24 protein-coding genes and 1 tRNA gene are annotated in these 26,438 nt (G+C 67.7%); 6 read left to right on the top strand and 19 right to left on the bottom strand.

Annotated elements, in window-relative coordinates; genetic code table 11:
- Positions 1-6: 6 nt before the first annotated feature.
- Positions 7-768: an ABC transporter permease gene (locus B0A89_RS03370; protein ID WP_085376919.1), complete on the bottom strand. Its 762-nt coding sequence runs from the start codon at positions 766-768 to the stop codon at positions 7-9.
- Between the two features lie 686 nt (positions 769-1,454).
- On the opposite strand from B0A89_RS03370, the gene B0A89_RS03375 reads away from it, so the two are divergent.
- Both B0A89_RS03375 and B0A89_RS03380 read left to right on the top strand, forming a co-directional pair.
- Positions 1,455-2,567, top strand: a complete 1,113-nt coding sequence (locus B0A89_RS03375) for a KpsE/RkpR family capsule polysaccharide export protein (protein ID WP_169712127.1) — start codon at positions 1,455-1,457, stop codon at positions 2,565-2,567.
- Between the two features lie 18 nt (positions 2,568-2,585).
- Positions 2,586-3,260 (top strand): ABC transporter ATP-binding protein, encoded by a 675-nt coding sequence (locus B0A89_RS03380; protein ID WP_085376921.1) that lies wholly within the window; start codon positions 2,586-2,588, stop codon positions 3,258-3,260.
- Here the strand turns inward: B0A89_RS03380 and B0A89_RS03385 are convergent.
- The 5 genes from B0A89_RS03385 to rpmH all read right to left on the bottom strand — a co-directional run bounded on the left by B0A89_RS03385 (position 3,257) and on the right by rpmH (position 6,818).
- Positions 3,257-4,627, bottom strand: coding sequence for a phosphohexomutase domain-containing protein (locus B0A89_RS03385; RefSeq protein WP_085376922.1), 1,371 nt, complete (start codon positions 4,625-4,627; stop codon positions 3,257-3,259). The genes B0A89_RS03380 and B0A89_RS03385 overlap by 4 nt on opposite strands.
- 165 nt (positions 4,628-4,792) lie before the next feature.
- Positions 4,793-5,704 carry a tRNA 2-thiocytidine(32) synthetase TtcA gene (gene ttcA / locus B0A89_RS03390; RefSeq protein WP_085376923.1) on the bottom strand — a complete coding sequence of 304 codons (912 nt, stop codon included), beginning with the start codon at positions 5,702-5,704 and terminating at the stop codon, positions 4,793-4,795.
- A 184-nt stretch (positions 5,705-5,888) separates the two neighbouring features.
- Positions 5,889-6,128, bottom strand: coding sequence for a membrane protein insertion efficiency factor YidD (yidD, locus tag B0A89_RS03395; protein WP_085376924.1), 240 nt, complete (start codon positions 6,126-6,128; stop codon positions 5,889-5,891).
- 59 nt (positions 6,129-6,187) lie between these two features.
- Positions 6,188-6,670 (bottom strand): ribonuclease P protein component, encoded by a 483-nt coding sequence (gene rnpA / locus B0A89_RS03400; RefSeq protein WP_085376925.1) that lies wholly within the window; start codon positions 6,668-6,670, stop codon positions 6,188-6,190.
- 13 nt (positions 6,671-6,683) lie between these two features.
- Positions 6,684-6,818, bottom strand: a complete 135-nt coding sequence (gene rpmH, locus B0A89_RS03405) for a 50S ribosomal protein L34 (protein WP_085376926.1) — start codon at positions 6,816-6,818, stop codon at positions 6,684-6,686.
- A gap of 245 nt (positions 6,819-7,063) precedes the next feature.
- Here rpmH and B0A89_RS03410 point away from each other — a divergent pair, with 245 nt between their 5' ends.
- The 4 genes from B0A89_RS03410 to B0A89_RS03420 all read left to right on the top strand — a co-directional run bounded on the left by B0A89_RS03410 (position 7,064) and on the right by B0A89_RS03420 (position 10,828).
- Positions 7,064-8,467, top strand: coding sequence for a sensor histidine kinase (locus B0A89_RS03410; RefSeq protein WP_085376927.1), 1,404 nt, complete (start codon positions 7,064-7,066; stop codon positions 8,465-8,467).
- Positions 8,468-8,550: 83 nt separating this feature from the next.
- Positions 8,551-8,627, top strand: a tRNA-Arg gene (locus B0A89_RS03415).
- A 1,013-nt stretch (positions 8,628-9,640) separates the two neighbouring features.
- A complete protein-coding gene (locus B0A89_RS14540) occupies positions 9,641-9,991 on the top strand; it encodes a DNA cytosine methyltransferase (RefSeq protein WP_338045746.1) in 351 nt (116 codons plus the stop codon).
- A gap of 513 nt (positions 9,992-10,504) precedes the next feature.
- Positions 10,505-10,828 carry a PDDEXK family nuclease gene (locus B0A89_RS03420; RefSeq protein WP_240558622.1) on the top strand — a complete coding sequence of 108 codons (324 nt, stop codon included), beginning with the start codon at positions 10,505-10,507 and terminating at the stop codon, positions 10,826-10,828.
- 569 nt (positions 10,829-11,397) lie between these two features.
- On the opposite strand, the gene B0A89_RS14790 is transcribed toward B0A89_RS03420, so the two are convergent.
- From B0A89_RS14790 to B0A89_RS03485, 13 genes are all read right to left on the bottom strand, one after another.
- Positions 11,398-11,637 (bottom strand): alpha-hydroxy-acid oxidizing protein, encoded by a 240-nt coding sequence (locus B0A89_RS14790; RefSeq protein ID WP_169712128.1) that lies wholly within the window; start codon positions 11,635-11,637, stop codon positions 11,398-11,400.
- Between the two features lie 306 nt (positions 11,638-11,943).
- Complete coding sequence (locus tag B0A89_RS03430; RefSeq protein WP_085376930.1) at positions 11,944-13,236, bottom strand: TRAP transporter large permease; 1,293 nt, start codon at positions 13,234-13,236, stop codon at positions 11,944-11,946.
- A gap of 12 nt (positions 13,237-13,248) precedes the next feature.
- On the bottom strand, positions 13,249-13,749 hold the full coding sequence (locus B0A89_RS03435) for a TRAP transporter small permease (protein ID WP_205949769.1): 501 nt from the start codon (positions 13,747-13,749) through the stop codon (positions 13,249-13,251).
- A gap of 62 nt (positions 13,750-13,811) precedes the next feature.
- Positions 13,812-14,840 carry a TRAP transporter substrate-binding protein gene (locus B0A89_RS03440; protein WP_085376931.1) on the bottom strand — a complete coding sequence of 343 codons (1,029 nt, stop codon included), beginning with the start codon at positions 14,838-14,840 and terminating at the stop codon, positions 13,812-13,814.
- A 23-nt stretch (positions 14,841-14,863) separates the two neighbouring features.
- Positions 14,864-17,926: a maleylacetoacetate isomerase gene (gene maiA / locus B0A89_RS15370; RefSeq protein WP_157115229.1), complete on the bottom strand. Its 3,063-nt coding sequence runs from the start codon at positions 17,924-17,926 to the stop codon at positions 14,864-14,866.
- On the bottom strand, positions 17,893-19,107 hold the full coding sequence (gene fahA / locus B0A89_RS03450; protein ID WP_085376933.1) for a fumarylacetoacetase: 1,215 nt from the start codon (positions 19,105-19,107) through the stop codon (positions 17,893-17,895). The genes maiA and fahA overlap by 34 nt, the downstream gene beginning before the upstream one ends.
- Positions 19,108-19,167: 60 nt before the next feature.
- Positions 19,168-20,874: an arylsulfatase gene (locus B0A89_RS03455; RefSeq protein WP_240558623.1), complete on the bottom strand. Its 1,707-nt coding sequence runs from the start codon at positions 20,872-20,874 to the stop codon at positions 19,168-19,170.
- Positions 20,875-20,909: 35 nt separating this feature from the next.
- Complete coding sequence (locus B0A89_RS03460; protein WP_085376934.1) at positions 20,910-21,839, bottom strand: formylglycine-generating enzyme family protein; 930 nt, start codon at positions 21,837-21,839, stop codon at positions 20,910-20,912.
- A gap of 31 nt (positions 21,840-21,870) precedes the next feature.
- Positions 21,871-23,226 carry a homogentisate 1,2-dioxygenase gene (gene hmgA / locus B0A89_RS03465; RefSeq protein ID WP_085376935.1) on the bottom strand — a complete coding sequence of 452 codons (1,356 nt, stop codon included), beginning with the start codon at positions 23,224-23,226 and terminating at the stop codon, positions 21,871-21,873.
- 87 nt (positions 23,227-23,313) lie between these two features.
- Positions 23,314-23,784 carry a MarR family winged helix-turn-helix transcriptional regulator gene (locus tag B0A89_RS03470; RefSeq protein ID WP_085376936.1) on the bottom strand — a complete coding sequence of 157 codons (471 nt, stop codon included), beginning with the start codon at positions 23,782-23,784 and terminating at the stop codon, positions 23,314-23,316.
- A 552-nt stretch (positions 23,785-24,336) separates the two neighbouring features.
- Positions 24,337-25,155 (bottom strand): metal ABC transporter permease, encoded by an 819-nt coding sequence (locus tag B0A89_RS03475; protein ID WP_085376937.1) that lies wholly within the window; start codon positions 25,153-25,155, stop codon positions 24,337-24,339.
- Complete coding sequence (locus tag B0A89_RS03480; RefSeq protein ID WP_085376938.1) at positions 25,155-25,910, bottom strand: ATP-binding cassette domain-containing protein; 756 nt, start codon at positions 25,908-25,910, stop codon at positions 25,155-25,157. Before B0A89_RS03480 ends, B0A89_RS03475 begins: the two co-directional genes overlap by 1 nt.
- Positions 25,907-26,365, bottom strand: a complete 459-nt coding sequence (locus B0A89_RS03485; RefSeq protein WP_085376939.1) for a Fur family transcriptional regulator — start codon at positions 26,363-26,365, stop codon at positions 25,907-25,909. Before B0A89_RS03485 ends, B0A89_RS03480 begins: the two co-directional genes overlap by 4 nt.
- Between the last annotated feature and the right edge of the window lie 73 nt (positions 26,366-26,438).

The following is a 26,438-nucleotide window of genomic DNA, read 5'->3' on the forward strand; positions in this document are numbered from 1 at the left end:
AAGCCGTCAGACCATTTCAAGCAGGTCGCGGTAGCGGCGCCAGATCAGCAGCAGCCCGGCGCACAGCAGGAGCAGCGAGAGGGCGATGATATAGCCTTCGTTCACATAATCGGCCGGATAGACGCCATAGATGCCGCGCCGCATCAGCCCGATCAGCTGCAGGACCGGGTTCCACCACAGCACGGCCCGCACCCCATGGGGCATCAGCTCATAGGTGTAGAACACCCCCGACATCAGGAACAGCGGCCGGCTGAGGATCGACCAGGCCCGTTCCCACACCGGAAAGCGCATGTAGAGAAAGCAGTTCAGCGTCCCCAGCGAGGCGCCGAACAGCGCCGTCAGGCCAAAGGCCTGCAGCACCGTCGCCACATCCATCACCAGCGGCAGATCATAGATCAGCGCGATGCCGCCGATCACCACCGCAAAGACGATGAGATGCGTGACCGTGTTCAGCACCATCCGGGCCAGCAGCGCATCCACGAACGTCACCGCCGGATAGGCAAGCAGCGGGCGGGAATAGCGCAGGCTGGCCGCAACCTTGCCCGCGATGTCGTGATACATCTGAAAGACCAGATAGCCGCTGGCATAGAACAGCGGAAAATTTGATCCGATCAGCGGCCGGGTATGGCCCATCGCCCCCTGGAACACCGCCGTCAGCAGCGCGATGCCCAGGATCGGGTCGGCCAGCGCCCAGACATAGCCGCCGGGCGAGCGGCCATAGGTCGTGGACACCTCGCGCAGCATCAGCGCCACAATGGTGCGGAACATGCGGCGCAGCCCCCCGCTGCGCCGGGCGGGAGGGCGGGGGGGCGAGATGCCCAAAGGGGGAAGGCTGGCGCGGGTATCGGACATGTTACCGCCAAGGCTGGTCTTACAGCAGATGGCTATGTAACAACTGCACCAAAATTGGAACCAGCGAAAGCCCGCATGGCCAGCGACCCTGCCAAACCGGCACCCTCTCCGGCATCGAACCCCGACCCGGTTGAGCATGATCGGCCCGCCCCCCGTCCAAGCGAGGTGTTTTCCGCGCCGCCGATGGCGGCAGCGGCCCCGCCTCGTCCCGCCGCGGCCCCCGCGGCGCAGGACGGCGCGCGGCCACCCGCAGGTGATGCCCCGCCGTCCCAGCCAAAGACGGCGCCCCAGCCTCAGCCTCAGGCAAAGCCTCAACCCCAGGCAGCGGCCAAGCCGCAGGCGCAGCCGCCCGGCGGCGAGCAGCCGGCCCGCCCTGCCGCGCCGGCCGCCGCAGCGCCGCCGCAGGGGCGGCTGATTCCCGCCGACGCGGCCACCGCCGCGGCCGCGGCCCGTGCCGGGCAGGCGGTTTCCGTGCCCGCACCCGCCCAGGCCAGCCCGCCGGCAGCCGCGCGCCCTGCCCAGCCCCCGCCCCGCGCGGGGCCGGCGGGCCGCCCGCCCTTCCGCCCGGCCGTCCCGTCACGGCGTCCGCCCCCCGCCCCCCGGTGGCCGAAGCCTCGCCCCGGCGGCGGCACTGGGCGCTGATGGCCAGCTTTTTGCTGCTGGTCATCATCCCCACGAGCGTCTGGGCCTGGTATCTGTGGACGCGCGCGGCCGACCAATACACCTCGACCGTGGGCTTTTCGGTCCGCAAGGAGGAGGGCGCCCCGTCGATGGACATGTTCGGCGGGCTGTTCGGCAGCGCGTCCAGCACCGCGTCGGACACCGACATTCTCTATGACTTCATCCGCTCGCCCGACGTGGTCGCCAAGGCCGACACGGCGCTGGGGATTCGGGGGATGTTCTCGCGCGAATGGCCGCGCGATTTCGTCTTTGCCTTCGATCCCTCCGGCACGATCGAAGATCTGACCGAATATTGGCGGCGTCAGGTCAAGATCTATTACGACGACAAGTCGGGTATCATCACCGTGCGCACGGCGGCATTCTCGCCCGCCGACGCCAAGGCGATCGCCGATGAAATCTTCCGGGAAAGCGAACATGTGGTGAACGGGCTGTCCGATCAGGCCCGCGCCGACGCAACCCGGCAGGCCGAGCACGAACTGGAAAAAGCCCGCGGCGTGCTGACCGAAGCGCGCCAGGCCATGACCGCCTTCCGCGTCAAGACCCGCATCCTCGACCCCACCGCCGATATCGGGGCGCAGATGTCGATCATGACCAGCCTGCAAAGCCAGCTGGCCGAGGCGCAGGTGCAGCTCGACACGCTGCGCCAGAACGCCCGCGCCCAGGATCAGCGCGTGCTTCAGGCGCAAAAGCGGATCACGTCCCTGCAATCCCAGATCGAGGCCCAGCGCCAGAAATTCGGCGGCGAATCGCCCGAGGGGGCCAATTATGCCCAGCTGATGGCCGATTACGAACGGCTGAGGGTCGACCTGGAATTCGCCGAGGGCGCCCATCAGACGGCCCGCGCCGCCTATGAAGCATCGCTGGCGGCCGCACAGCGGCAGACGCGCTATCTTGCCGCCCATATCACCCCGACCGAGGCGCAGCGGTCGCTCGAGCCTGACCGGCCATGGCTGCTGGGGATCGGCGCGGCGCTGGCCTTTGTGCTGTGGTCGATCCTGACGCTGGTCTATTACAGCGTGCGCGACCGGCGCTGAGGGGGCGGGCAGGCGGCGATGATCCGGCTCGAGAACCTGACCAAGATCTATTACGCCGACGGGCGGCGGAACGTGGTGGCCGACCGGCTGAATGCGGTATTCCCCACGGGGCAGTCGGTCGGGCTGCTGGGGCGCAACGGGGCGGGCAAATCCACGCTGCTGCGGATGATCGCGGGCACCGCGCTGCCCACTTCGGGGCGGATCGTGTCGGATGGCACGATCTCATGGCCGGTGGGTTTCGCCGGCAGCTTTCACCAGGATCTGACCGGTGCGCAGAATGTGCGGTTCGTGGCCCGCATCTATGGCGTCGATACCGATGAGCTGGTCGACTACGTCGACGAATTCGCCGGGCTGGGCGCCAAGTATCACCTGCCCTTCGGCAGCTATTCGTCGGGTATGCGTTCGCGCCTGGCGATGGGGTGCAGCATGGGCATCCGCTTTGACACCTATTTGGTGGACGAGGTGACCAGCGTGGGCGATGCCGAATTCCGCGAAAAGTCGCAGGTGGTGTTCGCGGACCGCATGATGAACGCCTCATCCATCGTGGTCAGCCATTCGATGCCGATGATCCGGCGGCTCTGCACCATGGGCGCGGTGCTGGAAAAGGGCCGCATCGAGGTCTTCGACAATGTGAATGATGCGATCGCCTATCACGAATACATCATGGGCGTGCCGGACACGGTGGGCGACTAGCCGGCCAGCAGCGCGCTGATCCTGTCCACCATCGCGGCGACCAGCGCGCTGTCCCCCCGGCTTTCCACATTCAGCCTGACCAGCGGCTCGGTATTGGACCGGCGCAGGTTGAAGCGCCAGCATGGATATTCGAGGCTGATCCCGTCCGTGTCGTCGCGCGCCGTCGCGCCCGCCGCGCAGGCCGCCAGCACCCGCCCGATGGCGGCATCGGGGTCATCCAGGCGGAAATTGATCTCGCCTGACGAGGGGAAGGCCGCCATGCGCGCGCTCACCAGCTGCGACAGGGATTGCCCGGTGCGGGCCATCAGCTCGGCCACCATCAGCCAGGGAATCATGCCGCTGTCGGCAAAGGCGAAGTCGCGGAAATAATGGTGGGCCGACATCTCGCCCCCATAGACCGCGCCCGACCGGCGCATCTGCTGCTTGACGAAGGCATGGCCCGTCCGGGACTGCACCGCCTCGCCCCCCGCCGCCGCGATCACGTCGCGGGTGTTCAGGACGACCCGCGGATCATGGACGATCCGCGCGCCCGGATGGCGGTCCAGGAAGGCCGCGGCCAGCAGCCCGACCACATATTCGCCGGGGATGAAGCGGCCGGTTTCATCGAACAGGAAGCAGCGGTCGAAATCGCCATCCCAGGCCACGCCCAGATCCGCGCCGCAGGCCCTGACCGCATCGGCCGTGACGGGCCGGTTTTCGGGCAGCAGCGGGTTGGGGATGCCGTTCGGAAAGGCGGGGTCGGGATCGTGGTTGATGCGGATGATGTCCAGCCTTGCCCCGCGCCGGCCCAGTTCCGCCGCGATCGCGTCAAGCGCCGGCCCTGCGACGCCATTGCCCGCATTGACCAGCAGACGGCCCCGCAGCAACGCCGCATCCACGAAATCGCACACCCGCCGCGCATAGTCGGCCCGGACAGCCGCGGCGTCGCTCACGCGCCCCATCGGGGCGTCCGGGAACGAGCCGGCCTGCGCAAGCGCGGCCAGTGTGGCCAATTCGGTATCGGGGTCCAGCGGCGCGGCGCCGCGCCCAACCAGCTTCATCCCGTTATAGTCGATGGGGTTGTGCGAGGCTGTCACCTCGATCCCGCCATCAGCCTCCAGATGGTCGGTGGCGAAATACATCTCCTCGGTGCCGGCAAGGCCGATGTCCAGGACATCGGCGCCCCCTTCGGTCAGCCCGCGCATCAGCGCCGCCGCCAGCGCGGGCGAGCTTTCGCGCCCGTCCCGCCCGACCACCACCTGGCGCGCGCCGGGGCGCGCAGCAAAGGCGCGCCCGACCCGCCAGGCCACATCCTCGTCCAGCTCGGCCCCCAGCCGGCCGCGCAGGTCATAGGCCTTGAAGCAGGTGATGGGGCGCGGCGGGGGCATGGCATCTCTCCGGTGGGTCGGCAGGCCATGGATAGCGCCGCAGTGGCGGGGCGCAACCGTCGGCAGCGATGGGCAGGCAGGGCGCGCCGGGGCCTTGCCGGGCGCGCCCGGCCCGGCCATCGGGCGATGAGCCGCCACGCCCGCGCGCCTGGCGCGCCCCTGCGTTCAGCGCAGCAGCGGAACCCCGGCGCCGTCGCCCCGGATCGGTTCGGGCGCGCCGTCCCCAGCGGGCCAGAGCGCCGCAAAATCGAACAGTGCAGGGTCGGGCAAATGGGACGGGCGCATATTGGTCAGGGCGCGGAACATGACCTGGCGGCGGCCGGGGCTGCGCGCCTCCCATTCATCCAGCAGCTTCTTGACCTGCATGCGCTGCAAGCCCTCCTGGCTGCCGCACAGATCGCAGGGGATGACCGGATATTGCATGGCACGGGCAAAGCGGTCGCAATCAGCCTCGGCCACGAAGGCAAGCGGGCGCAGCACCATCAGATCGCCCTCCTCGTTCACCAGCTTGGGCGGCATCGACGCCAGCCGCCCGCCGTGAAACAGGTTCATGAAAAAGGTTTCCAGAATGTCGTCGCGGTGATGGCCGAGCACCACGGCGCTGCATCCTTCCTCGCGTGCGATGCGATACAGGTTGCCGCGCCGCAGCCGCGAACACAGGCTGCAATAGGTGCGTCCCTCGGGCACCTTGGCCTTCACCACGGAATAGGTGTCCTGATATTCGATCCGGTGCGGCACCCCGCGTTCGGTCAGGAACTGCGGCAGCACCGTGGCGGGAAAGCCCGGCTGCCCCTGATCGAGGTTGCAGGCCAGCAGATCGACCGGCAGCAGCCCCCGCCATTGCAGCTCGTGCAGCACGGCCAGAAGGGTATAGCTGTCCTTGCCGCCGGACAGGCAGACGAGCCAGCGATCGCCGGGCCGGATCATGTGATAGGTTTCGATCGCCGCCCGCACCTCGCGCACAAGGCGCTTGCGCAGCTTGCGAAATTCGGTCGAGCCGGGCGCGCCGCGGAACAGCGGATGGATCTCGCCCTCGTCGGCATCGGGTTCAGGCAGGTCGGACAGGTCGTCGCGCATCGGGAACCTCGCAGGCAAGGGGGGATGAGGAGGGGCGGATCATCCGGAAGGCCGCCCTCTTCACGGCCGGCTCAGGGGCCGGTGAACGGCAAGGCAGCCCTGAAAACAAAGGCCAGCCATGCCACCAGCGCGACAGCCGCAGCGGCGACAAGGACAAGCCCCGCAGGAACATGCCGCGGCCGGCTCATCGCGGATCACCCTTGACGGGCGGCACCGGATCAAAGCCCGATCCGCCCCAGGGATGACAGCGGCCCAGCCGGCGCAGCATCAGCGCGGTGCCGCGCCATGCGCCATGGCGCGCAAGCGCATCGAGCGCATAGACCGAACAGGTCGGCTGAAAGCGGCAGGCATGCCCGATCCAAGGGCTGAGCAGCAGCCGGTAGGCCCGCACCGGCAGGGCGACAAGCTGCGCGGCAAGGCTCATGCGCGGAGCCGCTGTCGGCCGCGCAGGGCAGCGCGCGCCGTGCAGCGGCGGCAGCCCGCTCATCGTCCGCCCCGCCGCCTTGGCGCGGGATCGGCCGCCCCGCTGTCCTGCGGCATGCGCGCCGCGTGCACGCGCTCCAGCGCGGACAGAAGGTCCGCCTTGAGCAGGGCAAAATCGCGGGTCGCGGTCGCCTCGGGCCGGCCGACCAGGACATAATCCCATCCGGGACGGGCCGATCGGGGCAGGATCTCGCGCGCGAGGGCCCGCAGGCGCCGCTTGGCCCGATTACGGGCAACGGCGTTGCCCAGCTTTTTTGAACAGGTGAAGCCGATCCGGATCGCATCGGCCGGGGCCTGCTCGTCGGGCCGGCGACAGCGCGCCTGCAGCAGAAAGCCCGCCGTTCCCTGACGGCGGGCGGATGCGGCCCGCAGGAAGTCAGCCCGGCGGCGCAGGACAAGGGCGGGACTGGCTGAACGCGGCGGCACGGACCGGGCCGCGACAGGCAAATGCGCCTCGGCCGTTTCGGTCAGCGCCGCGGACACGCCCGCCGCCTTGTCAGGCGGACAGAACCTTGCGGCCCCGCGCGCGGCGCGCGGCCAGAACCTTGCGGCCGCCCTTGGTGGCCATGCGGGCGCGGAACCCGTGCCGGCGCGCGCGAACCAGGTTCGACGGCTGGAAGGTGCGTTTCATCGTCGTGCTCCAACAGACAGGACGCGGCCTGCGGGGAATGGCCCCGCGCAGAATGCGCCGATAATGCGAAGCCCGTCTGATAGGCAGACGCGGGCGCTGAGTCAACCGTTTGATGCGCATCGGGCCAGGTGACAAGAACAGGTTGTGGCATCTGCGGGAACCCGGTGGACATCACGTTTGTTTGATGATGGCTGCGGCCCGTCCGGCAATCATGCGGCAGGATTTGCGCGACGACACGAGCAGGCATGACTCTCAACACCATCTCCGGCCGCTTCGCGCTGTTGACGATCGCCTTCGTGGTGCTGGCCGAGTTGCTGATCCTGGTGCCCAGCGTGACCAACTATCGCCGCGACTATCTGGAAACGCGGCTTGAACGGGCGCAGATCGCCAGCCTCGCCCTGCTGGCGACCGACGAATCGATCGCGGCCGATCTGGAAAGCGAACTGCTGGAAAACGCCGGCGTCTACAACGTCGTGCTGCGGCGCAACGACGTGCGGCAGCTGGTGCTGTCTTCCCCCCTGCCCCAGCCGATCTCGGCAACCTATGACCTGCGCGAGACGACCTATGGCGACAGCGTCCGCCAGACGCTGCGCGACCTGATCCACGACAAGGCCGAGGTGATCCGCGTGATCGGCCAGCCCGTCCGGCAGGCCGGGCAGCTGATCGAGATCACCATGAATACCGCCCCCATGCGCGAGGAGATGATCGAGTTCGCGGTGCGCATGCTGGCCTTGTCGGCGGCGTTTTCGGTGCTGACAGCGCTGCTGCTCAACCTTGCCACACAGCGGCTGATCGTCGGCCCGATCCGCCGCGTGATCGGCCACATGACCGCCTATGCCGCCTCGCCCGGCGACATGCGCACCATCATCACCCCCTCCGCCCGGATGGGCGAGGTGCGGGCGGCCGAAACCGCCCTGGCCGAAATGCAGCGGACCGTCACCGCCTCGCTCAAGCAGCGGGAACGGCTGGCGCAGCTGGGTCAGGCAGTAGCCAAGATCAGCCATGACCTGCGCAACGTGCTGGCAACCGGGCAGATCCTTGCAGACCGGCTGGAAAGCAGCGCCGATCCCGCCGTGCGCCGCGCAGCGCCCAAGCTGGTCGGCGCGATCAGCCGGGCGGTCAATCTGTGCGAAACGACGCTGGCTTTCGGCAAGGCCGAAGAGCCGCAGCCGACTTTGTCGATCTTCAATCTCGCGCCCTTGGTCGCCGAGGTGGTCGAGGCCGAGAGTCTGGCCGCCGAGGCGGCCGGGGACGGCGGCGCCGTGGATTTCGTGATCGACATGCCTGCCGGGTTGCGGATCCGGGCCGACCGCGAGCAGCTTTACCGCGTGCTTTCCAACCTTGCCCGGAACGCCCGCCAGGCGATCGCCGCCACCCGCCGCCCCGGCACCATCGAGATGTCGGGCGCCGAGGACGAGACCCACTGGTGCATCCGCGTCGGCGATACCGGCCCCGGCCTGCCGCAGAAGGCGCGCGATCACCTGTTCGAGCCGTTCACCGGCGGAATTCGCAAGGGCGGCACGGGCCTGGGGCTGGCGATCGCCGCCGATCTGGTGCGCGGTCACGGCGGATCGCTGGACCTGGTGCGCAGCGATGACGCCGGAACCGAGTTCCTGATCTGTCTTCCGCGCGACATCTGCCCGTTCTGACCCCTGCCGGTTTCTTTTTACAGCAGCGCACCGTTTTTCGCTTGCATCCCCCCGCCCGGAAGCCTAGGAACCCGCCCTACGACGGACCCGTAGCTCAGCTGGATAGAGCACCAGACTACGAATCTGGGGGTCGGGCGTTCGAATCGCTCCGGGTCCGCCATTTAAAACAAGGGCTTAGGCATCTCTGCCTCGGCCCTTTTTTCTTTCGGGCTACCACTGGGTTACCACCGAATGACATTTTGACGTCGTGCGCTGGGGTTTTGAAGCGGACGGGTAATACTGTCGGCGGGTCGCGGCGCCGCGGACAGGCGTGGGGTCTTCAGGCCAGCCGGGGATAACCCGACCGGGTGTCCATTGGGCCGGGCTGTCAGCCTGCGGCGCGGTGCAGGGCGCGGCCCCATGCGGGCTGCCGGGCCAATGCCTCGCATGGGGCCGACGTTGATAGGCGCAGGCAGGCCGGGGACAAGCCGGCGCCGATCCGTTAGAGCGCGATGTCGCAGCGGCGCCGTCCTGCAGATTGCAAGGGCAGCACGGCTCGGCAGTATCGGTGCGGCGGTTTGGCAGGCCGCTTGGCGGCCGCGCGCGCGGGCTGGCAGGGTCAAGCGGGTTTTGGATCGCAGCGGCGACGTTGCTGCCTCGACGCACCGCAGGACATGCGGGCCGTAGGACCATCGGCGGCAGGCGGGTGCGGCATGGCGCAACAGCGAAAGGGCTGCAGATGGGGCGCGAGACTAAAAGGGCGAACCACGGGCGGGGCAGCTGTGCCGCGGCCCCGCCGCAGGCCAGGTAAGCGATGCACGGACAGACCGGCCCGCCAGCCTTCCCGCACTCGGCCGGGGCTAACCAACAAGCTGGAAAACGGGACGGAGACAGCGGACTTATCAGGGCGCAGCGCTCCCTCCGCCCCAAGCAGCCGCAGCCCAGCACCAGGCCATGCAGGCGGGCAGAACGGGCGCGGCACGCCGCCGCCAAGGCCGCCGGGCAGATGGGCGGGAATGTTACGTTTGTCCGCGCAGCCTACCCGTAGCCTTGCAGCAGAAGTCGATAGGACGGGTATGGCACGCCAAAGGAGGGCGCTCGGCCTGGTGGCGCCGGTTAAGTTATGACCTGCCTTGCCCTACCCTCGTCACAATGCCAAACCATGCCAGCACGGCTCTGTGCCATCCCTTGGAAGTGCGCGCCCTCACATTGCGGGAGTATGCCGCAATCCAGGAATTTCCACCCGGCTGGCATCTTGGGGGAACCGTTGCGCAGGGTTATGCCAGGATTGGGAATGCCGTTCCCGTGCGGCTTGGCATGGTCGCGGGCGGGGTGATTGCAGATGCCCTGGACCGTCTGAACGGAACCGAAAGTCGTCTTTCGCGGGCCCCGGCCGACTACAGGGTCATTTACATCCAGTCGCACGTTTGGACCCGACAATTATTCAAGGCCGGAAAAACTTTTGTTTGGGAAGATGCGGCGGATAATTCCAAGAAATCGTATGAGGCACCCCAGACGCTGCGTCGCAGTCGGGCAATCAGGTAAGATTTAGATGGTAAAAGGCAAGTGATCAAACCCATTCTTTAAAACCCTGAAGAAACAGTGGCACACATTCGACCAAAAGTAATTCGTCAAGCTATTCCAGAAGATTGACAAAGACAGGCTTTACACGCTGTGTGAGAAATTAACGCGGCATATCGGATCCAACGTCCCGGCCGCGCTTGAAAAGCGAGGGGGCCTTTCCGATTACCGCACCAATCCGTATGTCCTGATGACGGCGGCTAGTGTCACAAATCTGGACGAACCCGACGACTTCGCCCGCTTCCTTTTCAACAGCAAGCTTTACATGGCGCTGGAGACTTCCTTCGGAAAGTCCATTGAAGCAACGTTCGTGGTCAGTATCCGATCCGTTCGATGGTGAAATAGTCAGACCCGCCCGAAAAGATCGCAGAATTTACCGTCATTGCCGGACTGACGCAAGAGGAGAAGTCCCGGCAGCGCACCAGTTCTGTCTGGCGAGAAATTGACCGCAGTTGCGTTGTTGGCTCACGGCGCTATATGACCTCGATCAAAAGCGGGCCTAACACGATCAACGATACGCAGGCCCAGGGCATGACCGCTGCCATACGGGACAATATCAGAGCCTGGGCTTATCAGACCAAGATCAACTACTCCGAAACGGACTCGCTGGACGTTGTTCTTGGGCTCACCCACGGAACCGACAAAACAACGAACAACAAGGAAAAACAAATCCTCGTAAAACTGCTGGAACACGGTTTTATCGAGGAAGATCGGGAAAACAAGCCGGCGTTCTTGTCGACCAGGAGACGAGAACGATCCGGGTTTATCGCCGGATCGGCCGTGATTTATTGGCCTTCATAGGCCAGCCGGACGATCCGGCGTCCACTGATTTCGTTTTTCCGGAAATATTGTTTGGATTGGCGAGGGCTTTGGCCCAAGGGGTTGAAAACAGCAGCATTGAGGAACGTGCCAACAGAAAGGTGTTGCTCTTGCCAGATGCACTGCGAAAGCTTCAGTTTCGCCGAAACATACTGCCGCATTGGGTGCACCAAGACTTCAACGAAGATCAGCTATTTTGGTTCGTCATGGCCCTTAGCGCGCTTTATGACGAGGGCATTTAATTTCGACAGACAGGCACAAGTTATCTAGGCGGCAGTGACAGGTGCGGGCAGGCGGCATACCCGCGCGCTGAGCCGCTTGGGCGGGCGCATCGCCGCCTTGTTGCAAAGGCGGACAATGCGCACAATCGTTCCGGCCATCCAAGGGCCGCCGGGCGAGCTGGCCGACCCATAGGGCTTAGCTAACGGGCCAGAAGAGGGGGCACAGCATTTCCTTAGTTGCCAACGGTATTGTTCCGAATGGATCGCCGCGGAAGGGCAATCGCATGGCCTGGATCCGCCAAGGCAGACTGCACCCCAGCCCGTTCGCAATCAGCCGGTTCTGAGCGGGGTCGCGACCTTGGCTTCGTCTTGCACCATGCCAAGCGCGCCCATCGGCGCGGTGCATACCGGGAGGGGCAGCTTGCGGCCCGGCAGATCGACCGGCAAGCCCATATCGGGCGAGGTGCCGCACAGGCCCTGGGGCAGGACGTGCAAATCGTCAAGGGCGCGGCGATTTTCAGGCAGGGTCCATTCCGTGCCGGCCGCGCCTGCGACAAAGGAATGACGCACTTGGGCAAACCCTCTTTGCGGCTTCCTGCACGCGCTCGAGGCTGACGATCTCGATCGGCCTTTCAGCGATCGAGGCGCCGGCTGGAAAGGCAGCGCATATGGCAGTCTGCGCGGCGGCCGATGCGGCGGAGGGTAGCGCGCCCAGTCAAAGGCGGTCGCGCAAGAGATTGCGGCGGCTCGCCTCCATGTCAGCTCAGCGCGGAGCGCTACGCGATGCAGCGCCCCAGCATTCGTTGCGAAGGCAGCGAGCAACCCGCAGGCCGGGGACGCTGGTTCCCGGCCTGCGGCGCAACACCCCGTATCAGGTCAGCTGACCATCCAAAGCGTGATTGCCGGGAATGCCACGAGCAATGCGAGGCGAACGAAGTCGGCCAGGATGAACGGCATGATGCCCCGCACCACGGTCGCCTGTTTCAGCCCCGGCACCGTCGCCTGCACGACGAACAGGTTCATGCCGACCGGCGGGGTGATCAGCCCGATCTCGGCCACCGTGACGACAAGCACGCCGAACCAGATCATGTCAAAGTTCAGCGCCACCGCGACCGGCGCCAGCAGCGGCACGGTCAGCAGCACCATGGACATCGAATCCATGAAGCAGCCCAGCACGATGTAGAACAGCAGGATCAGCACCATCACCACGGTCGGGCTGAGGCCCGAACTGGCGATCGCCCCCGCCAGCATCCGCGGCAGGCCGGTCGTTTCCAGGAAGAAGTTGAAGAACGACGCGCCGATGATGATGAGGAAGATCATTCCCGTCAGCGCCGCCGTCTCGCGCGCGATTTCGCGCAAGGTCGCGCCGGTGATGCTGCCCGCGATCAGTGCCAGGACGAAGGCGCCGAAGGCGCCGACGGCCGCCGCCTCGGTCGGCGAGAACCAGCCGAACTGGATGCCGCCGATCACGACGAAGAACAGCCCCAGCACCGGCCAGACCCGCCCGAACAGCGACGCGCGGGCGGCCCAGCCCATCCGCTCGGCCCGCGGGGCAAGCTCGGGGCGCATCCGCGCGCGGATCATCACCGCGCCGGCGTAAAGCACGGTCCCGAGGATGCCGGGGATGATGGCCGCGACGAACAGCTTGCCGATCGAGGTCTGGGTCAGCAGGCCAAAGATCACCAGGATGATCGACGGCGGAATCAGCACGCCCAGCGTGCCCCCTGCCGCGACCGAGGCGGATGACAGGCTGTCGTCATAGCCATAGCGGCGCATTTCCGGCATCGCGACCCGGCCGATGGTCGCGACGGTCGCCAGCGACGATCCGCAGATCGCGCCGAAGATTGCGCAGGCGCCGATGGTGGACACGGCCAAGCCTCCGCGCCAGTGGCCGAAAAAGCCGTTCACCAGCTCGAACAAAGACCGAGACAGGCCGGCGCGGGCGGCAAACACGCCCATCAGCACGAACAGCGGGATGACGCTGAACGAATAGGGGAAGATGGATTCGAACGGCGAGGTGCCCAGAACATAGACCATCTGGTCCCAGCCGCCGGCCAGCCAGACGCCCCCCAGCCCCACGACGGCCATGGCCACCGCGACCGGCAGGCCGAAGGCGATCAGCACCAGCGTCAGGATGAAGCCTACGATTCCCATTGTCGGCATCGACATGTTCGGCCCCCTTCAATGCGCTTGCGTGGAGATGACGGTGCGCCCGCTGGTCAGCCGGATCACGACCGCCAGCGCCGCCAGGATCGAGGCGGCGGCCCCGACCAGCAGCGGCACCCAGAAATAGCTCATCGGGATGCCCAGCTGCTGGGACTTGTCCCCCAGCAGGGCCTGCATCTGCCAGGCGCCAAAGCATTTCCACAGGATCATGGCCATCAGCCCCGCGGCGATCACCGCCGCCGCGGCCTGCAAAGCCCGCGCCGCGCCTGCGGGCATCCGTTCCAGCAGGAAATCGACCCCGACATGGGCGCCGGCGGAAAAGCCCCAGGGGATGCACAGCCACGCCCCGGCCATGACGAACAGCTGCACCAGATCGACGACGCCCACCACGGGCATCCCGAACCGCCGGCCGATCACGTCCGCCACGCTGACCGCGGCGGCGGCGCAATAGGACAGCACCCCGATCGCGCCCAGAACTTCCATCAGGCGGTCGATGCCGCGCAACAGAGATTCCATCACTCCCCCTCCCCCAAAAGGGCTGAACGGCCCGCGCGAATGATCCGCACGGGCGGGCTGCATCATTTGGCCGGATGCGCGGCCTGGTATTCCGCGATCTTGTCCTGGAACGCCCTGTACAGCGCATCGGCGTCGGCGACGCCCTCGCCCTTGGCCGTTTCCAGATACTTGGTCAGCATCGGCGCCAGCGCCTCGCGCCAGCGGGCGCGTTCCTCGTCCGAGACCATGGTGATCTTGTGGCCCGCAGCCTCGGCCTCGGCCTTGCCGGCGGCGTCCCACTTGCTCCACCAGTCGCCGAACTTGGGCACCAGATTGTCGCCCGAGGCGTCGTCGATGCACTTGCGCACGTTGTCCGGCAGGCTGTCGTATTTCTTCTGGTTCATCACGAAGAAGAACGAGACGGTGTAAAAGCCCGCGTCCAGGTGGTCGGTCAGCACCTCGTTCAGGCCAAAGCTTTTTACCGGGTCCCAAGGGAACACGGTGCCGTCGATGACGTGGCGTTGCAGGTTTTCATACACCTCGCCCGGCGGCAGGGCCTGGGGCGTCGCGCCCAGATAGGTCAGCATTTCCGACACGGCGGGCGAAGGGGTGCGGATGCGCAGGCCCTTCATGTCCTCCATCGTCTCGACATGCTTGCCGTTGGTGTGCAGCAGACCGCCGTTATGGGCGTGCAGGGCCAGCACCTTCAGCCCCTTGTATTCGTCCTTGAGTTGCGTCGGATACAGCGACCACAGCGCATAGGTCGCCTCGGCCGCGTTGCGCGACAGGAACGGCATCTCGATCAGCGAGGTACGCGGAAAGCGGCCGCGCGGCGTGCCGGTCAGGCCGTGGGCGATATCCACGACGCCGGCCAGCACCTGTTCCTGCTGCTTGGCGACGTTGCCCAGCTGCGTGCCGCCGGGCGAGATCTCGAACTTGACCTCGCCGCCCGTGCACTGGGTGACCTGTTCGGTCCAGGGCAGGATGAAGTCGGTCTGGATGCCGTGCACCGCCGGCAGATAGTGCGACAGCTTCAGCACGGTCTCGGCCGAGGCGGGGACGGCCGAGGCAAGCGCGGCGACTGCTGTGGCGATGGTGGTGATGGTCTTCATGATTCCTCCCGTTGGATCATTCTTCAGATGGACAGGACCAGCCGTCCGCGCGCCCGCGAACAGCAGGTGATGATGCGGTCGCCCGCCGCGCGTTCGGCGGCGGTCAGGACGCGGTCGCGGTGCTCGATCTCGCCGGACTGCACGCCGATCTCGCAGCTGCCGCACAGCCCTTCCTCGCAGTCGGACGGCACGTCCAGCCCCGCGCCGCGCAGCACGTCCAGCAGCGTGCGCCCGTCCGGCACCTCCAGCGTCAGGCCGCTGTCGGCGCAGACGGCGTTGAAGGGCTGGCCTTGCCCCAGCGCACCCGCATCGCCGCCGCCGGTGAAATGTTCGAAGGCGAGCGTCAGGTCGGGACGCGCCGCGACCAGCCGGTCCAGCTCCTCAAGCAGCCGCGCCGGGCCGCAGGCGGAAAGGCGCGTGCCGGGAGCCGCTTCGGCGACCAGCGCCGGCAGGTCGGCGCGCCCGCCATCGGCGGCGATGTGCAGATGCAGCGCGTCCCCATGATCGGCGCGGGCGCGATCCAGGAACGCCATATGCGCGGCAAACCGGCCGGCATAATGCAGCTGATAGGGCAGTCCCGCCGCCTTCAGCCGGTCGGCCATCGCCAGGATCGGGGTGATTCCGATGCCGCCCGCAATCAGGATATGCGCGGGCGCCGTCTCGTCCAGCCGGAAATGATTGCGCGGCCCGCGCACGGACAGCGTGGCGCCAGGGCGGGCGTTTTCGTGCATCCAGCGCGACCCGCCGCGGCCCGCATCCTCGCGCAGCACCGCGATCTGCCAATCGCCGCCGGGGCGGCCGCACAGCGAATAGCGCCGCCCTTCGCCGTCCGGCAGCACGATTTCCAGATGCGCGCCGGGGGTCCAGTCGGGCAGCGCCCGCCCCGAGGGATCGGACAGTGTGATCCCCAGCACGCCGTCCGCCAGCGGCCGCGCCTCGGTCACTGTCAGCTGCCGCTGGATCGCCTTGCGGTCCGGCGCGCCCACGGGAAAGTCGCGCGCCGGCGCGGTCTGCGCGGGGTTCAGCGCCGGGTTCCAGTGGACCCAGACCGCCTCGGGCCCGCGGAACGAGATGTTGGGCAGATAGGTGAACGCCTGATCCTCCAGCCGCAGATGCGGCAAGCGTCGCGACACTTCCTCGAGCATCACGGCCATTTCCATCCGGCCGAGGTTCTTGCCCATGCACTGATGCGCGCCATAGCCGAAGGTCAGGTGATCGGCCGCATTGTCGCGCCATATGTCCAGCGCGTCGGGGTTGTCGAACTGGCGCGGATCATGGTTGGCCGAGGCGGTGACCATCAGGATCTTGCCGCCCGCCGGGATCGTCACGCCCGCGACCTGCGCATCGGCCGTCGCCACGCGGCGCCACGCCACGACGCTGCCCGAATGGCGCAGGCATTCCTCGACCGCCGCCGGGATCAGCGCGGGATCGGCGCAGATCGCGTCCCACTGGGCGCGGTCTTCCAGCAGGCGGCGGAACATGTTGGCCGAGGCGAGCGCCGTCGTTTCATGCGCGGCCACGATGATCGCCATCATCATGGAATGCAGGTAGTTGTCGGTCACGATGTCCGGCATGACGCGGTTCTTCGCGATCATGTCATACATCCAGCCGTGCGGATGTTCGCCCGCATCGACGCGCGCGGCCATGCGGGCCAGCACCTCGCCCGAATAGGTCCAGAAGGCGGCGACGCCCTCGGCCACGGCGACCTGCTGATCGGGCGAAGGACGGCCCCAGGTGTTCACGGTATGGGCGACCGAAAAGCTGCGCAGCTTGTCCATGTCGTCCGGCGGCACGCCCAGGAAATGCAGCGCGACCGTCAGCGGCACGTCCCACAGCATGTCCGCGACCAGATCGGACCGGCCCTTGTCCACAATCGCGTCCAGCCTGCCGCGCACCAGATCGCGCACCATCGGGCGATGGGCCGCCAGCGCATGGGGGGTGAAGGCGTCCAGCAGGACGCGGCGGCGGGCCATGTGGGCCGGCTCGTCCTCATTCACCAAGGTGCGGTTCATGGCATAGTTGGCGCGGGCCAGCACCTCGACCGCCTCGGGCGAGGGCGGGGTGATCTTTTCCAGCGCGTTGGCCGGGGAAAACAGGATCGGGTCGCGGAAGATCGCCTTGATGTCGTCATAGCGGCTGACGACCCAGTATCCCAGCGGCTCGCTGAAGAACACCGGCTCGGATTCCCGCGACCAGCGCAGCGCCTCGGCCGGGTCGGCCTGATAGGCCGGGCCGAAGGGATCAAAGCTGCGCCCTGCCTCGCTACCGTGGAAGGGACAGGCAAAAGGGGTCGGCTGTGCCGCGCCGTCCATCACCGCATCGCCCCCTTCGTCGCGCCGTGCCCGACTGTGCCATTTTTCGTTTCTGTTGCAACAGACTTTTCCCCGCCCGGCGACCTGCGCCGGTGCGCCGTCCGGTGCAAAGCGATCCGGGTGTGCGGCGGCAAAGGCGGGATGGATTTCGCAGGCCGCTTCGACCGCGCGGATGCGGGTCAGATGCGTGTAATCCACGCCCCAGCGCGCGGCATTGTAAAGCTGCGGGATCAGTGTGCAGTCGGCCAGCCCCGGCGCATCGCCGTGGCAGAACCGGCCGGTGAAGCCGGGATGGTCCAGCAGCCTTTCGACCGACTCGAGCCCGCGGGCGATGTTCTCGCGGTTCCAGCGGACGCGGGCGTCCGGCCCGCCCAGCGCCTCGACCCGCGACAGGACCGAGGGGTTGGACAGCGGATGGATCTCGCAGGCGACGGCCAGCGCGAGGGCGCGCACGCGGGCGCGGCCGGCGGGGTCCGCGGGCAGCAGGGCGGGATCGGGTCGGGTCTCGTCCAGATAGCCGATGATCGCCAGCGACTGCGTCAGCACCAGCCCGTCGATCTCCAGCGTCGGGACCAGCCCCTGCGGGTTGACGGCCATGTTGGCCGCCCCCCGCTGCTCGCCCGCCAGCAGATCGACCGGCACGCGGTCATAGGCGATGCCCTTCAGCGCCAGCGCGATCCGCACCCGATAGGATGCGGATGAGCGCCAGTAATCATGCAGGACCGGCCGTTCCACCGCCGTCATTCCCGCGCCGGCAGGATGGTGCCGGTGCACGGGCCAAAGCCGATGCGGTAGCCCGCGCCCTGGGCATGCCCGTGCAGCGCAATGGTGTCGCCGTCCTGGATGAAGGTCCGCGTCTCGCCGTTCACGGTCACCGGCTCTTTCCCGCCCATCGTCATTTCCAGCAGCGCGCCGGTCTGATCGCGGCTGGGGCCGGAAATGGTGCCGGTTCCCAGCAGATCGCCGACCCGCATCGGGCAGCCGCTTTCGGTGTGATGCGCCAGCTGCTGGGCGGACGAATAATACATCACGTTGTAGTTCGTGCGCGCCATCATCTGCCCGTTCATCGACCAGCCCAGCTGCAGGTCAAAGAAGCCCGGCCGCTGTTCCTGCAGATAGGGCAGCAGCGGGTTGTCGCGCGGCGCCCCTTCGCGGCGGAAGGGTTCCAGCGCGGCGACGGTTACGATCCACGGGCTGATGGTGGTGCCCAGCGCCTTGGACTGGAACGGGCCAAGCGGCTGGTATTCCCACGCCTGCACGTCGCGCGCCGACCAGTCGTTCAGCAGGACATAGCCGAAGATCATCTCCTCGGCCTCTTCGACGCTGACGCGGGTGCCCATGGCGGAATCCGCGCCGACGATGGCGCCGAGTTCAAGCTCCAGGTCCAGCCGGCGGGTCGGGGACCAGATCGGGCCGTCCTCGCCCTTCAGCTGGCCCATCGGGCGGATGATGTCGGTGCCCGAGACAACGACGGACGAGGCGCGGCCGTTATAACCGATGGGCATGTGCGTCCACTGCGGCGGCAGGGCGTTTTCCGGGCCGCGGAACAGCACGCCCACGTTGAAGGCATGGTTTTTCGAGGCATAGAAATCGGTGAATTCGGTCACGCGGATCGGCAGATGCAGCGTCGCATCCGCCATCGGCACCAGCGGCAGATCGCGGTTGCCGCCGTCCTCGGCCAGCAGTTCGGTCAGCCGCGCGCGGGTGCTTGCCCAGGTATCGCGGCCCAGCGCGATGAAGTCGTTCATGAAGGGGCGCGCGAAGGTTCCCTGCGCCTCGATGGCGCCCGCTGCCTCGGCGGCGGCAAGGTCAAGGATCATGTCGCCGATCGCCGCCCCGCAGCGCGGCGCGTGACCGCCCACCGAGAACACTCCATAGGGCAGGTTCTGCAGCGGAAAGTCGCTGTCGGGATCGTTGGCGCTGGCGACCCAGCTGCGGGCGATGGTGGCGGACATGATCGTCTCCTGTCGGTGATGGGCGTCCGGGCCGCGCGGGGCGGCGGCCCGGACAGGGGGTCAGCGGATGATGTCCTCGAACATGCCCGGCAGGCTGATGACACCGTTCTCCTTGGCCCAGGCGTCATAAGCCTGCGCCAGTTCGGCCAGCACCTGCGGCTGCTCGGCGGCCAGGTCGGTCGTCTCGCCGGGGTCATTGGCCAGGTTGTAAAGCTGCCATTTGCGCGTCGCGACGCCCTCGGGCTTGAGGCCGCTGGGGCGCGAGGTGATCAGGACCGCCTTCCAGTCGCCCTTGTGGACGGCCCGGCCGCCGACCAGTTCCATCACCATCGGCCTGTCAGGGCCGACCTGAGTCGCGTCCGGCCTGGCCAGCGCAGGCAGCATGTCGGCGCCGGTGACCGGCGCCTTGCCCGCTGGGGCCGCCGGATCGACACCGGCGAGCGTCAGCAGGGTCGGCGCGATGTCCTTGACCTCGCCAAAGCGGCCCGAGATGCCGCCCTTGGCGATGCCGGGGCCGGCCATGATGACCGGGGACAGCGTGCCGCCCTCGGTCGTGAAGCCCTTGAACAGCGCGAAGGGCGCCATCGATGCCTGCGCCCAGTCCGAGCCGGTCGAGAGATAGCTGGTCCCGGTGCCCATGTTGTCCAGGCTGTTGTCGAAATTGTCCTTGATCCACGGACCCCATTTCGGGTTGCCCTCGCGCAGCGCGCCGGCCGCGCCGTTGTCGGACAGGAACACGACCAGCGTGTTGTCCGCCGCGCCCTTCTCGCGCAGCTTGTCCATGACGCGGCCGATGCCGGCATCCATGCTGTCGATCATGGCTGCGTAAATCTCCATCCGGCGCGACCAGGCGGCGCGGTCCTCGGCCGGCAGGGCGGCCCAGTCCTTCTGCTCGATCATCGCGTGGGGCTTGGCGTCCGTGGGGATCAGGCCCAGCTCCTTCATCCGCGCCATGCGCGCCTCGGCCAGCGCGGCGGGGCCCGCGTCATAGCGGCCCTTGTATTTCGCGATCAGCGCGGCCGGGGCCTGCAGCGGGGAATGGGGCGCGGTGAAGGCGAGATAGGCGAAGAACGGCGTGCCCTGCGGCACCTCGTCCAGATAGGCGTTGAGGTGCCCGACAAAGCCGTCGGTGGAATAGAAGTCAGCCGGCAGCCCGGTTTCCTTCCCGTCCTCGCGGTAAAGATCGGGCCCGTCGGGGCTGGGGGCCTTGCCCTGATAGGGATAGTGGTTCGCCTCGCCCCGCATCATCGCGAAGGACCGGTCGAACCCCCAGGCGGCGGGCGAATGCGCCTCGTCCAAGCCAAGGTGCCACTTGCCCGCCATCATCGTGCGATAGCCGGCCTCTTTCAGGCGCTGCGCGATCGTCACGGCGCGGTCGTTCAGATGGCCCTCGTATCCCGGCTGGCCCTTCTGTTCGGGGGCGATCAGCTCGATCATGTTGCCAAGGCCGATCTGGTGATTGTCCTGCCCCGTCAGCAGCATCGCCCGCGTTGGCGAGCAGAAGGGCGAGACGTGAAAGTTCGTCAGCCGCGTGCCGTCCGCCGCCAGCGCGTCGAGGGTCGGCGTCGCGATCTCGGCCGCGCCGAAGGGGGCGATGTCGGACCAGCCCATGTCGTCGGCCAGGATCAGCAGGATGTTCGGCCGCGCCGCGCCGCCCGCCGGGGCAGCACTGCCGGTTGCCTGCGCCAGCGCGCGGCCCGCCACGCCGCTGGCCAGCGCGGTGGCGCCAAGGGCCGCCATGAAGATGCGCCTGTTCAGTTGGTTCATTGCGTCCCCTCCCCTTTTGTTTTCATCATCCGGCCTCACCCCCGGATGATGCAGCGAAAGCCGATATGGCTGGTGCCGGTGTCGACCGCCTGCGGATGCCGCGCCGCCGGGCGATAGCGCCGGCAATAGGACGGCGCGCACAGGAACGAGCCGCCCTTGATCACCCGTCGCGGCACCGCGTCGCCCTGAGCGGCAGGACCGCGCGGGTTGTCCAGCGTGCAGCAGGTCGGCCGGTCCGCGTTCGCGGGCGTGTGGCGGTCCGCATACCAGTCGGTCGTCCATTCCCAGACATTGCCGCAGACCTCGTAAAGCCCGTATCCGTTGGGCGGATAGCTTTGCACCGGGCAGGTGCCGGCGTGGCCATCCTCGGCCAGGTCCTGCCACGGGAACGCCCCCTGCCAGGTGTTGGCACGGTGGCGGCCGCGCGGGGCCAGCTCGTCCCCCCAGGCGAACTCGGCAGCCTCCAGACCGCCGCGCGCCGCGAATTCCCATTCCGCCTCGGTCGGCAGGGCCTTGCCGGCCCAGGCGGCGAAGGCGGCGGCGTCCTCATAGGCGACATGGACCACGGGGTGATCCTTGCGCGCCTTGATGCTGCTGCCTGGCCCCTCGGGGTGGCGCCAGCAGGCGCCGGCGGTCCAGACCCACCATTGCCGCACGTCGCGCAGATCGACCGGCCCGCGCGTCATGCGGAACACCGCGCTGCCCGGCTGCAGACGGTCGGCCGGCACGCACGGATACAGCGCCGGGTCCAGCGGTCGTTCGGCGACGGTGACATGGCCCGTATCCGCGACGAAGGCCGCGAATTGGCGGTTTTTGACCGCCGTTTTGTCCATAAGGAACGCGCCCACGCGCACCCGGTGGGCGGGCGCCTCCTCCGGGTAATGGCGATCCGATCCCATGAGGAACTCGCCCCCCGGCACGCGGACCATCTGCGGCCCGCGCAGGTCCGGCGCTGCATGCCCCATCGCCGGCCTCCCCGCCGCGATCACGCCGGGGTCACTTTTCGCCGGGCGTGCCGTCGAACTTCTTCTCAAGGCTCTGCCAGCAATCCACGTAATCGTCCTGGATCGGCATTTCCCTGGCGGCCCATTCGGTCAGCTGCTGGGGAAAGCGCGTCTCGAACATGAACTGCATCGTTTCGGTCTGGCGCACCGGAACCATCGGCTCGGTCGAGCCATGTTCGAACGCGTTGCGGTCCGGCCCGTGCGGCAGCATCATGTTGTGCAGGCTGACCCCGCCCGGCACGAAGCCCTGGGGCTTGGCGTCATAGACGCCGTGGATGTTGCCCATCAGCTCGGACATGACGTTCTTGTGGTACCATGGCGGGCGGAAGGTGTTTTCGGCCACCATCCAGCGGTCGCGGAACAGGACAAAGTCGATGTTGGCCGTCCCCTCATGCGCGGACGGCGCGGTCAGCACGGTGAAGATCGACGGGTCCGGGTGGTCGAACAGGATCGCCCCGACCGGCGAATAGGTCCGCAGGTCGTATTTGTAGGGGCAATAGTTGCCGTGCCATGCGACCACGTCCAACGGGCTTTGCTCGGTGAACGTCTCGTGAAACTCGCCGCACCACTTGATCACGATGCGCGAGCGGACCTCGCGGTCCTCGAAGGCCGCGACCGGGCATTTGAAATCGCGCGGGTTGGCCAGGCAGTTGGCGCCGATCGGGCCGCGGCCGGGCATCTTGAACTTTTCGCCGTAGTTTTCGCAGACAAAGCCCCGTGCCGGGCCGTCCAGCAGCTCGACCCGGTAGACCAGTCCGCGGGGCAGGATCGCGATTTCCTGCGGCGCAAGGTCGATGATGCCCAGCTCGGTCGCGAAGCGCAGCCGCCCTTCCTGCGGAACCACCAGCAGTTCGCTGTCGGCCGAGAAGAAGTATTCATCCTCCATCGACCGGGTGACGAGGTAGATGTGGCTCGCCATGCCGACCTGGGTGTGGACATCGCCCGCCGTGGTGACGGTGCGCATGCCGGTGATCCAGGTCAGCGGCTGGTCGGAATGGGGCACCGGGTCCCAGCGATACTGGCCCAGGCTGATGACATCGGGGACGATGTTCGGCGCCGATTTCCAGTGCGGCACGTCGATCTTGGCAAAGCGGCCCGCATGTTTCACGGACGGGCGGATGCGATAGCACCATGTCCGCTCGGGCGGGTTGGCGGTGAATGCGGTGCCGGACAGCTGTTCGGCGTAAAGGCCATAGTTGATGCGCTGCGGGCTGTTCTGCCCCTGCGGCAGCGCGCCGGGCAGGGCCTCGGTTTCGAAATCATTGCCGAAGCCGGGCATATAGCCTTCGGTCGTGCCTTGCGTCGTGGCCGCGCGAACCATGCCCCTGGGCATCTCATGCGTCGTCATGCGAGTTCCCCCCTCCCCTGACTGCCGATTCGTTGCATAAGAAACTTAACGTTTCATCGGAAACGACGTCAAGCGGCGTTGGGGCGATCAGCAGGCCTCGTCGTCCTCGGCGCTGCAATCCTCGGGCTGTCCCAGCGCCGTGACAGCCTCGCTCAGCGCCTCGATGGCGCTGATCAGGCCCGCCCTTTGCTCGGGCGACAGCTTGCCCAGCACCAGCTCGGCCCGAGCCTCGACCTCGGCGAATGCGGCGCGGAACGTCTCGCGCCCGGCGGGGGTGATGGCATAGCGGCGCAGGCGCCGGTCGGCGTCCAGCACGTCGCGGGTCAGCAGGCCCTTTTCCTCAAGCCGCGAGGCGGCGCGGCTGACCTGCACCTTGTCCAGCGAGGTGCGCTGCGCCAGCGTGACGGAGTCGATCACGCCGGCATCGTCCAGCAGGAACAGCATCCGCCATTCCTCGCGCGTCAGGCCGTATTTCTGGCGATAGACACCGATCAGCTGGCGCGAGAACGTCTCGGCCGTGACGGCCAGGCGATAGGGAAAGAAGGTCTCGATCTGCATGGATCATCCCGGCATCGCGCGGCATGGGCCGGGCGCCGTTGGTTATCAGCAAGTGCCGGACTGCGTCAAACCCGGTCGAGGCTGATCCGCCTCAGATCAGCACAGCGGCCCCAGCTTGCAGGAAACGCATCTGGATTGCGGGTGCATCACCCCGCGCACCTGGCCGGGCCGCCGTGATGCGCCCGGTGATCGCCCGTCGGGATGCGCAAGCCGGCCCGCATTATCGGGCCGCGCAGGCGCTTTGCATGGGGATGCCCCATCGGCACCGCCCGCCCTTTTTTCGACACGATCCCGCACGGGGTAGCGCGGGTGTGGGAGGATCGGTAGCCTCGCCAGGGCAGCTTGACAGCGCAAGCGGTCGATTTGGCTTGCCTGCTCCATGCGCGCCGGGTCCGCCATTATCCCCCTTGCGTGCAGCCACGGCCCACGGCGCGATGGGGGCATCGGGCGGCGGGATGGGCAAGCCCGTCCTCGGCGGCCTTTTCTCCAAGCCCTGCTGCCGATTTGCCAAGGGTTGGCCCTGCGCCTTGCCTTCCGGTCCTTTGCGGCCCTTCAGCCCTGCCCGGCGCGGGCGCCGCGCTGCACGGCCTGCCGGATCGCGCCTGCCGCCGTGCCCAGCGCGAACAGCGCCGCCGCGGCGCAGATGATCGTCGGCCCTGAGGGCGTATCAAGGCGCCAGGCGGCGCCAAGGCCGCCCAGGGTCGCGGCAACGCCGGCCAGGGCGGTCAGCGCAACCATCGCCTCGGGGCTGCGCGACAGGGGCCGCGCGGCCGCGGCGGGGATGATGAGCATGGCGCTGATCAGCAGCGCGCCGACGATGCGGATGCCGACCGCGACGACCAGCGCAAGCGCGATGTTCAGCGCCCATTGCTCGCGCCGGGGGTCGATCCGGTCGGCGACGGCCATTTCGGGCGAAAGCGTCGCCAGGATCAGCCGCGACCAGCGCCAGCCGATCAGCAGGATCACAGCGCCTGCCCCCAGCCAGATCACCACCAGATCGGACCGGGTGACGGACAGCAGATCGCCGAACAGCCAGGCGCTCAGGTCGCTGCGCACGCCCTGCAGGAAGGACACCGCCACCAATCCGGCGGCCAGCGCCGCATGGGACAGCACCCCCAGCATGGCGTCGGCCGATTGGCGCCCGCTCAGCCCCGAGACGGCGGCGGCCATCGTCAGGGCCACCCCCACGATCGCGGGCGTCAGCGGCAGGTCCAGCGCCAGCGACAGCGCCACGCCCAGCAGCGCGGCATGCGCCGTCGCATCGCCGTAATAGGCCATCCGCCGCCAAGCGACAAAGCAGCCCAGCGGCGCACAGGCAAGCGCCACCCCCACCCCCGCACAGGCCGCGCGGATCATGAAGCCGTCCAGCATCAGCGCAGCCCCCCCTGGGCCGGTTCGGCGATCCCGTCGGCATGGACGTGATCGTGGTGATGGCGGTAAAGCCCCAGAACCGACCCGGCCGGCCCCGACAGGGCGCGATAGGCGGGGGACAGCGAAACCGATTCGGGCGTGCCCTGGCAGCAGATGTGCCCGTTCAGGCAGATGACGCGGTCGGATGCGCGCATGACGATCTGAAGGTCGTGGCTGACCATCAGCACAGCGCAGCCCGTTTCCGCCCGCACATGGGCGATACGGTCGTAATAGGCGGCGATCCCCGGCTGGTCGAGGCCGGCGGTTCCCTCGTCCAGGATCAGCAGATCGGGCGCGCCCAGCAGCGCCCGCGCCAGCAGCAGCCGCTGCATCTGTCCGCCCGACAGGGCGGCAAGGGGCCGGTCAGCCGCCGCGCCCAGTTCGGCCCGGTCCAGCGCCGCCGCGACCGCCCCCCTGCCCCGGCGCTGCGGCAGGTCCAGAAAGCGCGCCGCCGTGATCGGCAGCAGCGGGTCCACGGACAGGCGCTGGGGCACATAGGCCATGCGCAGCCCTGCGGCACGCTCCAACCGCCCCGCCGAGGGCCGGATCACCCCCAGGATCACGCGCATCAGGGTCGTCTTGCCCGACCCGTTCGGACCCAGGACGGTGATGATCTCGCCGCGCCGGACGACAAGGTCGATGCCGTGCAGGATGCGCTGGCCGCCCAGCGTCACCCCTGCATCATGCAGGCTGACCAGCAGCTCGCCCGCGCTCATGCCGCGCTGCCAAGGCACTGCGCGCACAGGCCCTCGGCCTCGCTGACGGCGGTTTCGATGGCAAAGCCGGCCTCTTGCGCGGCGCCGGCCAGAACGCCGGCTGATGGCTCGGCCGGCGTTTCGATGACGGTGCGGCAGTTGCGGCAGATCAGAAAGGCCGGCGCATGCCCCGCGCCCGAGCGCGAGCAGGCGACAAAGGCGTTCAGCGTCTCGACCCGGTGGACGAACCCGGCGCGGACCAGGAAATCAAGGGCGCGATAGACCACAGGGGGTTGGCTGCCCAGCCCTTCGTCCCGCAGGCGCGCCAGGATGTCGTAGGCGCCGAGGGCGCGGTGCTGTTCAAGCAGGATGTCCATCACGCGCCGGCGCACCGGGGTAAGCTGAAGCCCGTTCGCGGCGCAGTGCGCCTCGAGATGCGACAGCGCGTCGGCGATGCAGCAGGCATGGTCATGCATGGGCGTTCGATCCGGTTGCGGCCAGGGATGTTATACTATAACGATCCCGGCAGAGTTTGGAAAGGAGCAGATC

It is taken from the genome of Paracoccus contaminans (genome assembly GCF_002105555.1).
GTDB classification, from domain to species: Bacteria; Pseudomonadota; Alphaproteobacteria; order Rhodobacterales; family Rhodobacteraceae; genus Paracoccus; species Paracoccus contaminans.

Bases quoted from the DNA above. Each gene is read 5' to 3' on its own strand.
- B0A89_RS03370 (WP_085376919.1), bottom strand. From the start codon at position 768: ATGTTCCGCACCATTGTGGCGCTGATGCTGCGCGAGGTGTCCACGACC.
- B0A89_RS03380 (WP_085376921.1), top strand. From the start codon at position 2,586: ATGATCCGGCTCGAGAACCTGACCAAGATCTATTACGCCGACGGGCGG.
- B0A89_RS03385 (WP_085376922.1), bottom strand. From the start codon at position 4,627: ATGCCCCCGCCGCGCCCCATCACCTGCTTCAAGGCCTATGACCTGCGC.
- ttcA (WP_085376923.1), bottom strand. From the start codon at position 5,704: ATGCGCGACGACCTGTCCGACCTGCCTGAACCCGATGCCGACGAGGGC.
- yidD (WP_085376924.1), bottom strand. From the start codon at position 6,128: ATGAGCCTTGCCGCGCAGCTTGTCGCCCTGCCGGTGCGGGCCTACCGG.
- rpmH (WP_085376926.1), bottom strand. From the start codon at position 6,818: ATGAAACGCACCTTCCAGCCGTCGAACCTGGTTCGCGCGCGCCGGCAC.
- B0A89_RS03410 (WP_085376927.1), top strand. From the start codon at position 7,064: ATGACTCTCAACACCATCTCCGGCCGCTTCGCGCTGTTGACGATCGCC.
- B0A89_RS03420 (WP_240558622.1), top strand. From the start codon at position 10,505: ATGACCTCGATCAAAAGCGGGCCTAACACGATCAACGATACGCAGGCC.
- B0A89_RS03430 (WP_085376930.1), bottom strand. From the start codon at position 13,236: ATGTCGATGCCGACAATGGGAATCGTAGGCTTCATCCTGACGCTGGTG.
- B0A89_RS03435 (WP_205949769.1), bottom strand. From the start codon at position 13,749: ATGGAATCTCTGTTGCGCGGCATCGACCGCCTGATGGAAGTTCTGGGC.
- B0A89_RS03440 (WP_085376931.1), bottom strand. From the start codon at position 14,840: ATGAAGACCATCACCACCATCGCCACAGCAGTCGCCGCGCTTGCCTCG.
- fahA (WP_085376933.1), bottom strand. From the start codon at position 19,107: ATGTCCGCCACCATCGCCCGCAGCTGGGTCGCCAGCGCCAACGATCCC.
- B0A89_RS03455 (WP_240558623.1), bottom strand. From the start codon at position 20,874: ATGAACCAACTGAACAGGCGCATCTTCATGGCGGCCCTTGGCGCCACC.
- B0A89_RS03460 (WP_085376934.1), bottom strand. From the start codon at position 21,839: ATGGGGCATGCAGCGCCGGACCTGCGCGGGCCGCAGATGGTCCGCGTG.
- hmgA (WP_085376935.1), bottom strand. From the start codon at position 23,226: ATGACGACGCATGAGATGCCCAGGGGCATGGTTCGCGCGGCCACGACG.
- B0A89_RS03470 (WP_085376936.1), bottom strand. From the start codon at position 23,784: ATGCAGATCGAGACCTTCTTTCCCTATCGCCTGGCCGTCACGGCCGAG.
- B0A89_RS03475 (WP_085376937.1), bottom strand. From the start codon at position 25,155: ATGCTGGACGGCTTCATGATCCGCGCGGCCTGTGCGGGGGTGGGGGTG.
- B0A89_RS03480 (WP_085376938.1), bottom strand. From the start codon at position 25,910: ATGAGCGCGGGCGAGCTGCTGGTCAGCCTGCATGATGCAGGGGTGACG.
- B0A89_RS03485 (WP_085376939.1), bottom strand. From the start codon at position 26,365: ATGCATGACCATGCCTGCTGCATCGCCGACGCGCTGTCGCATCTCGAG.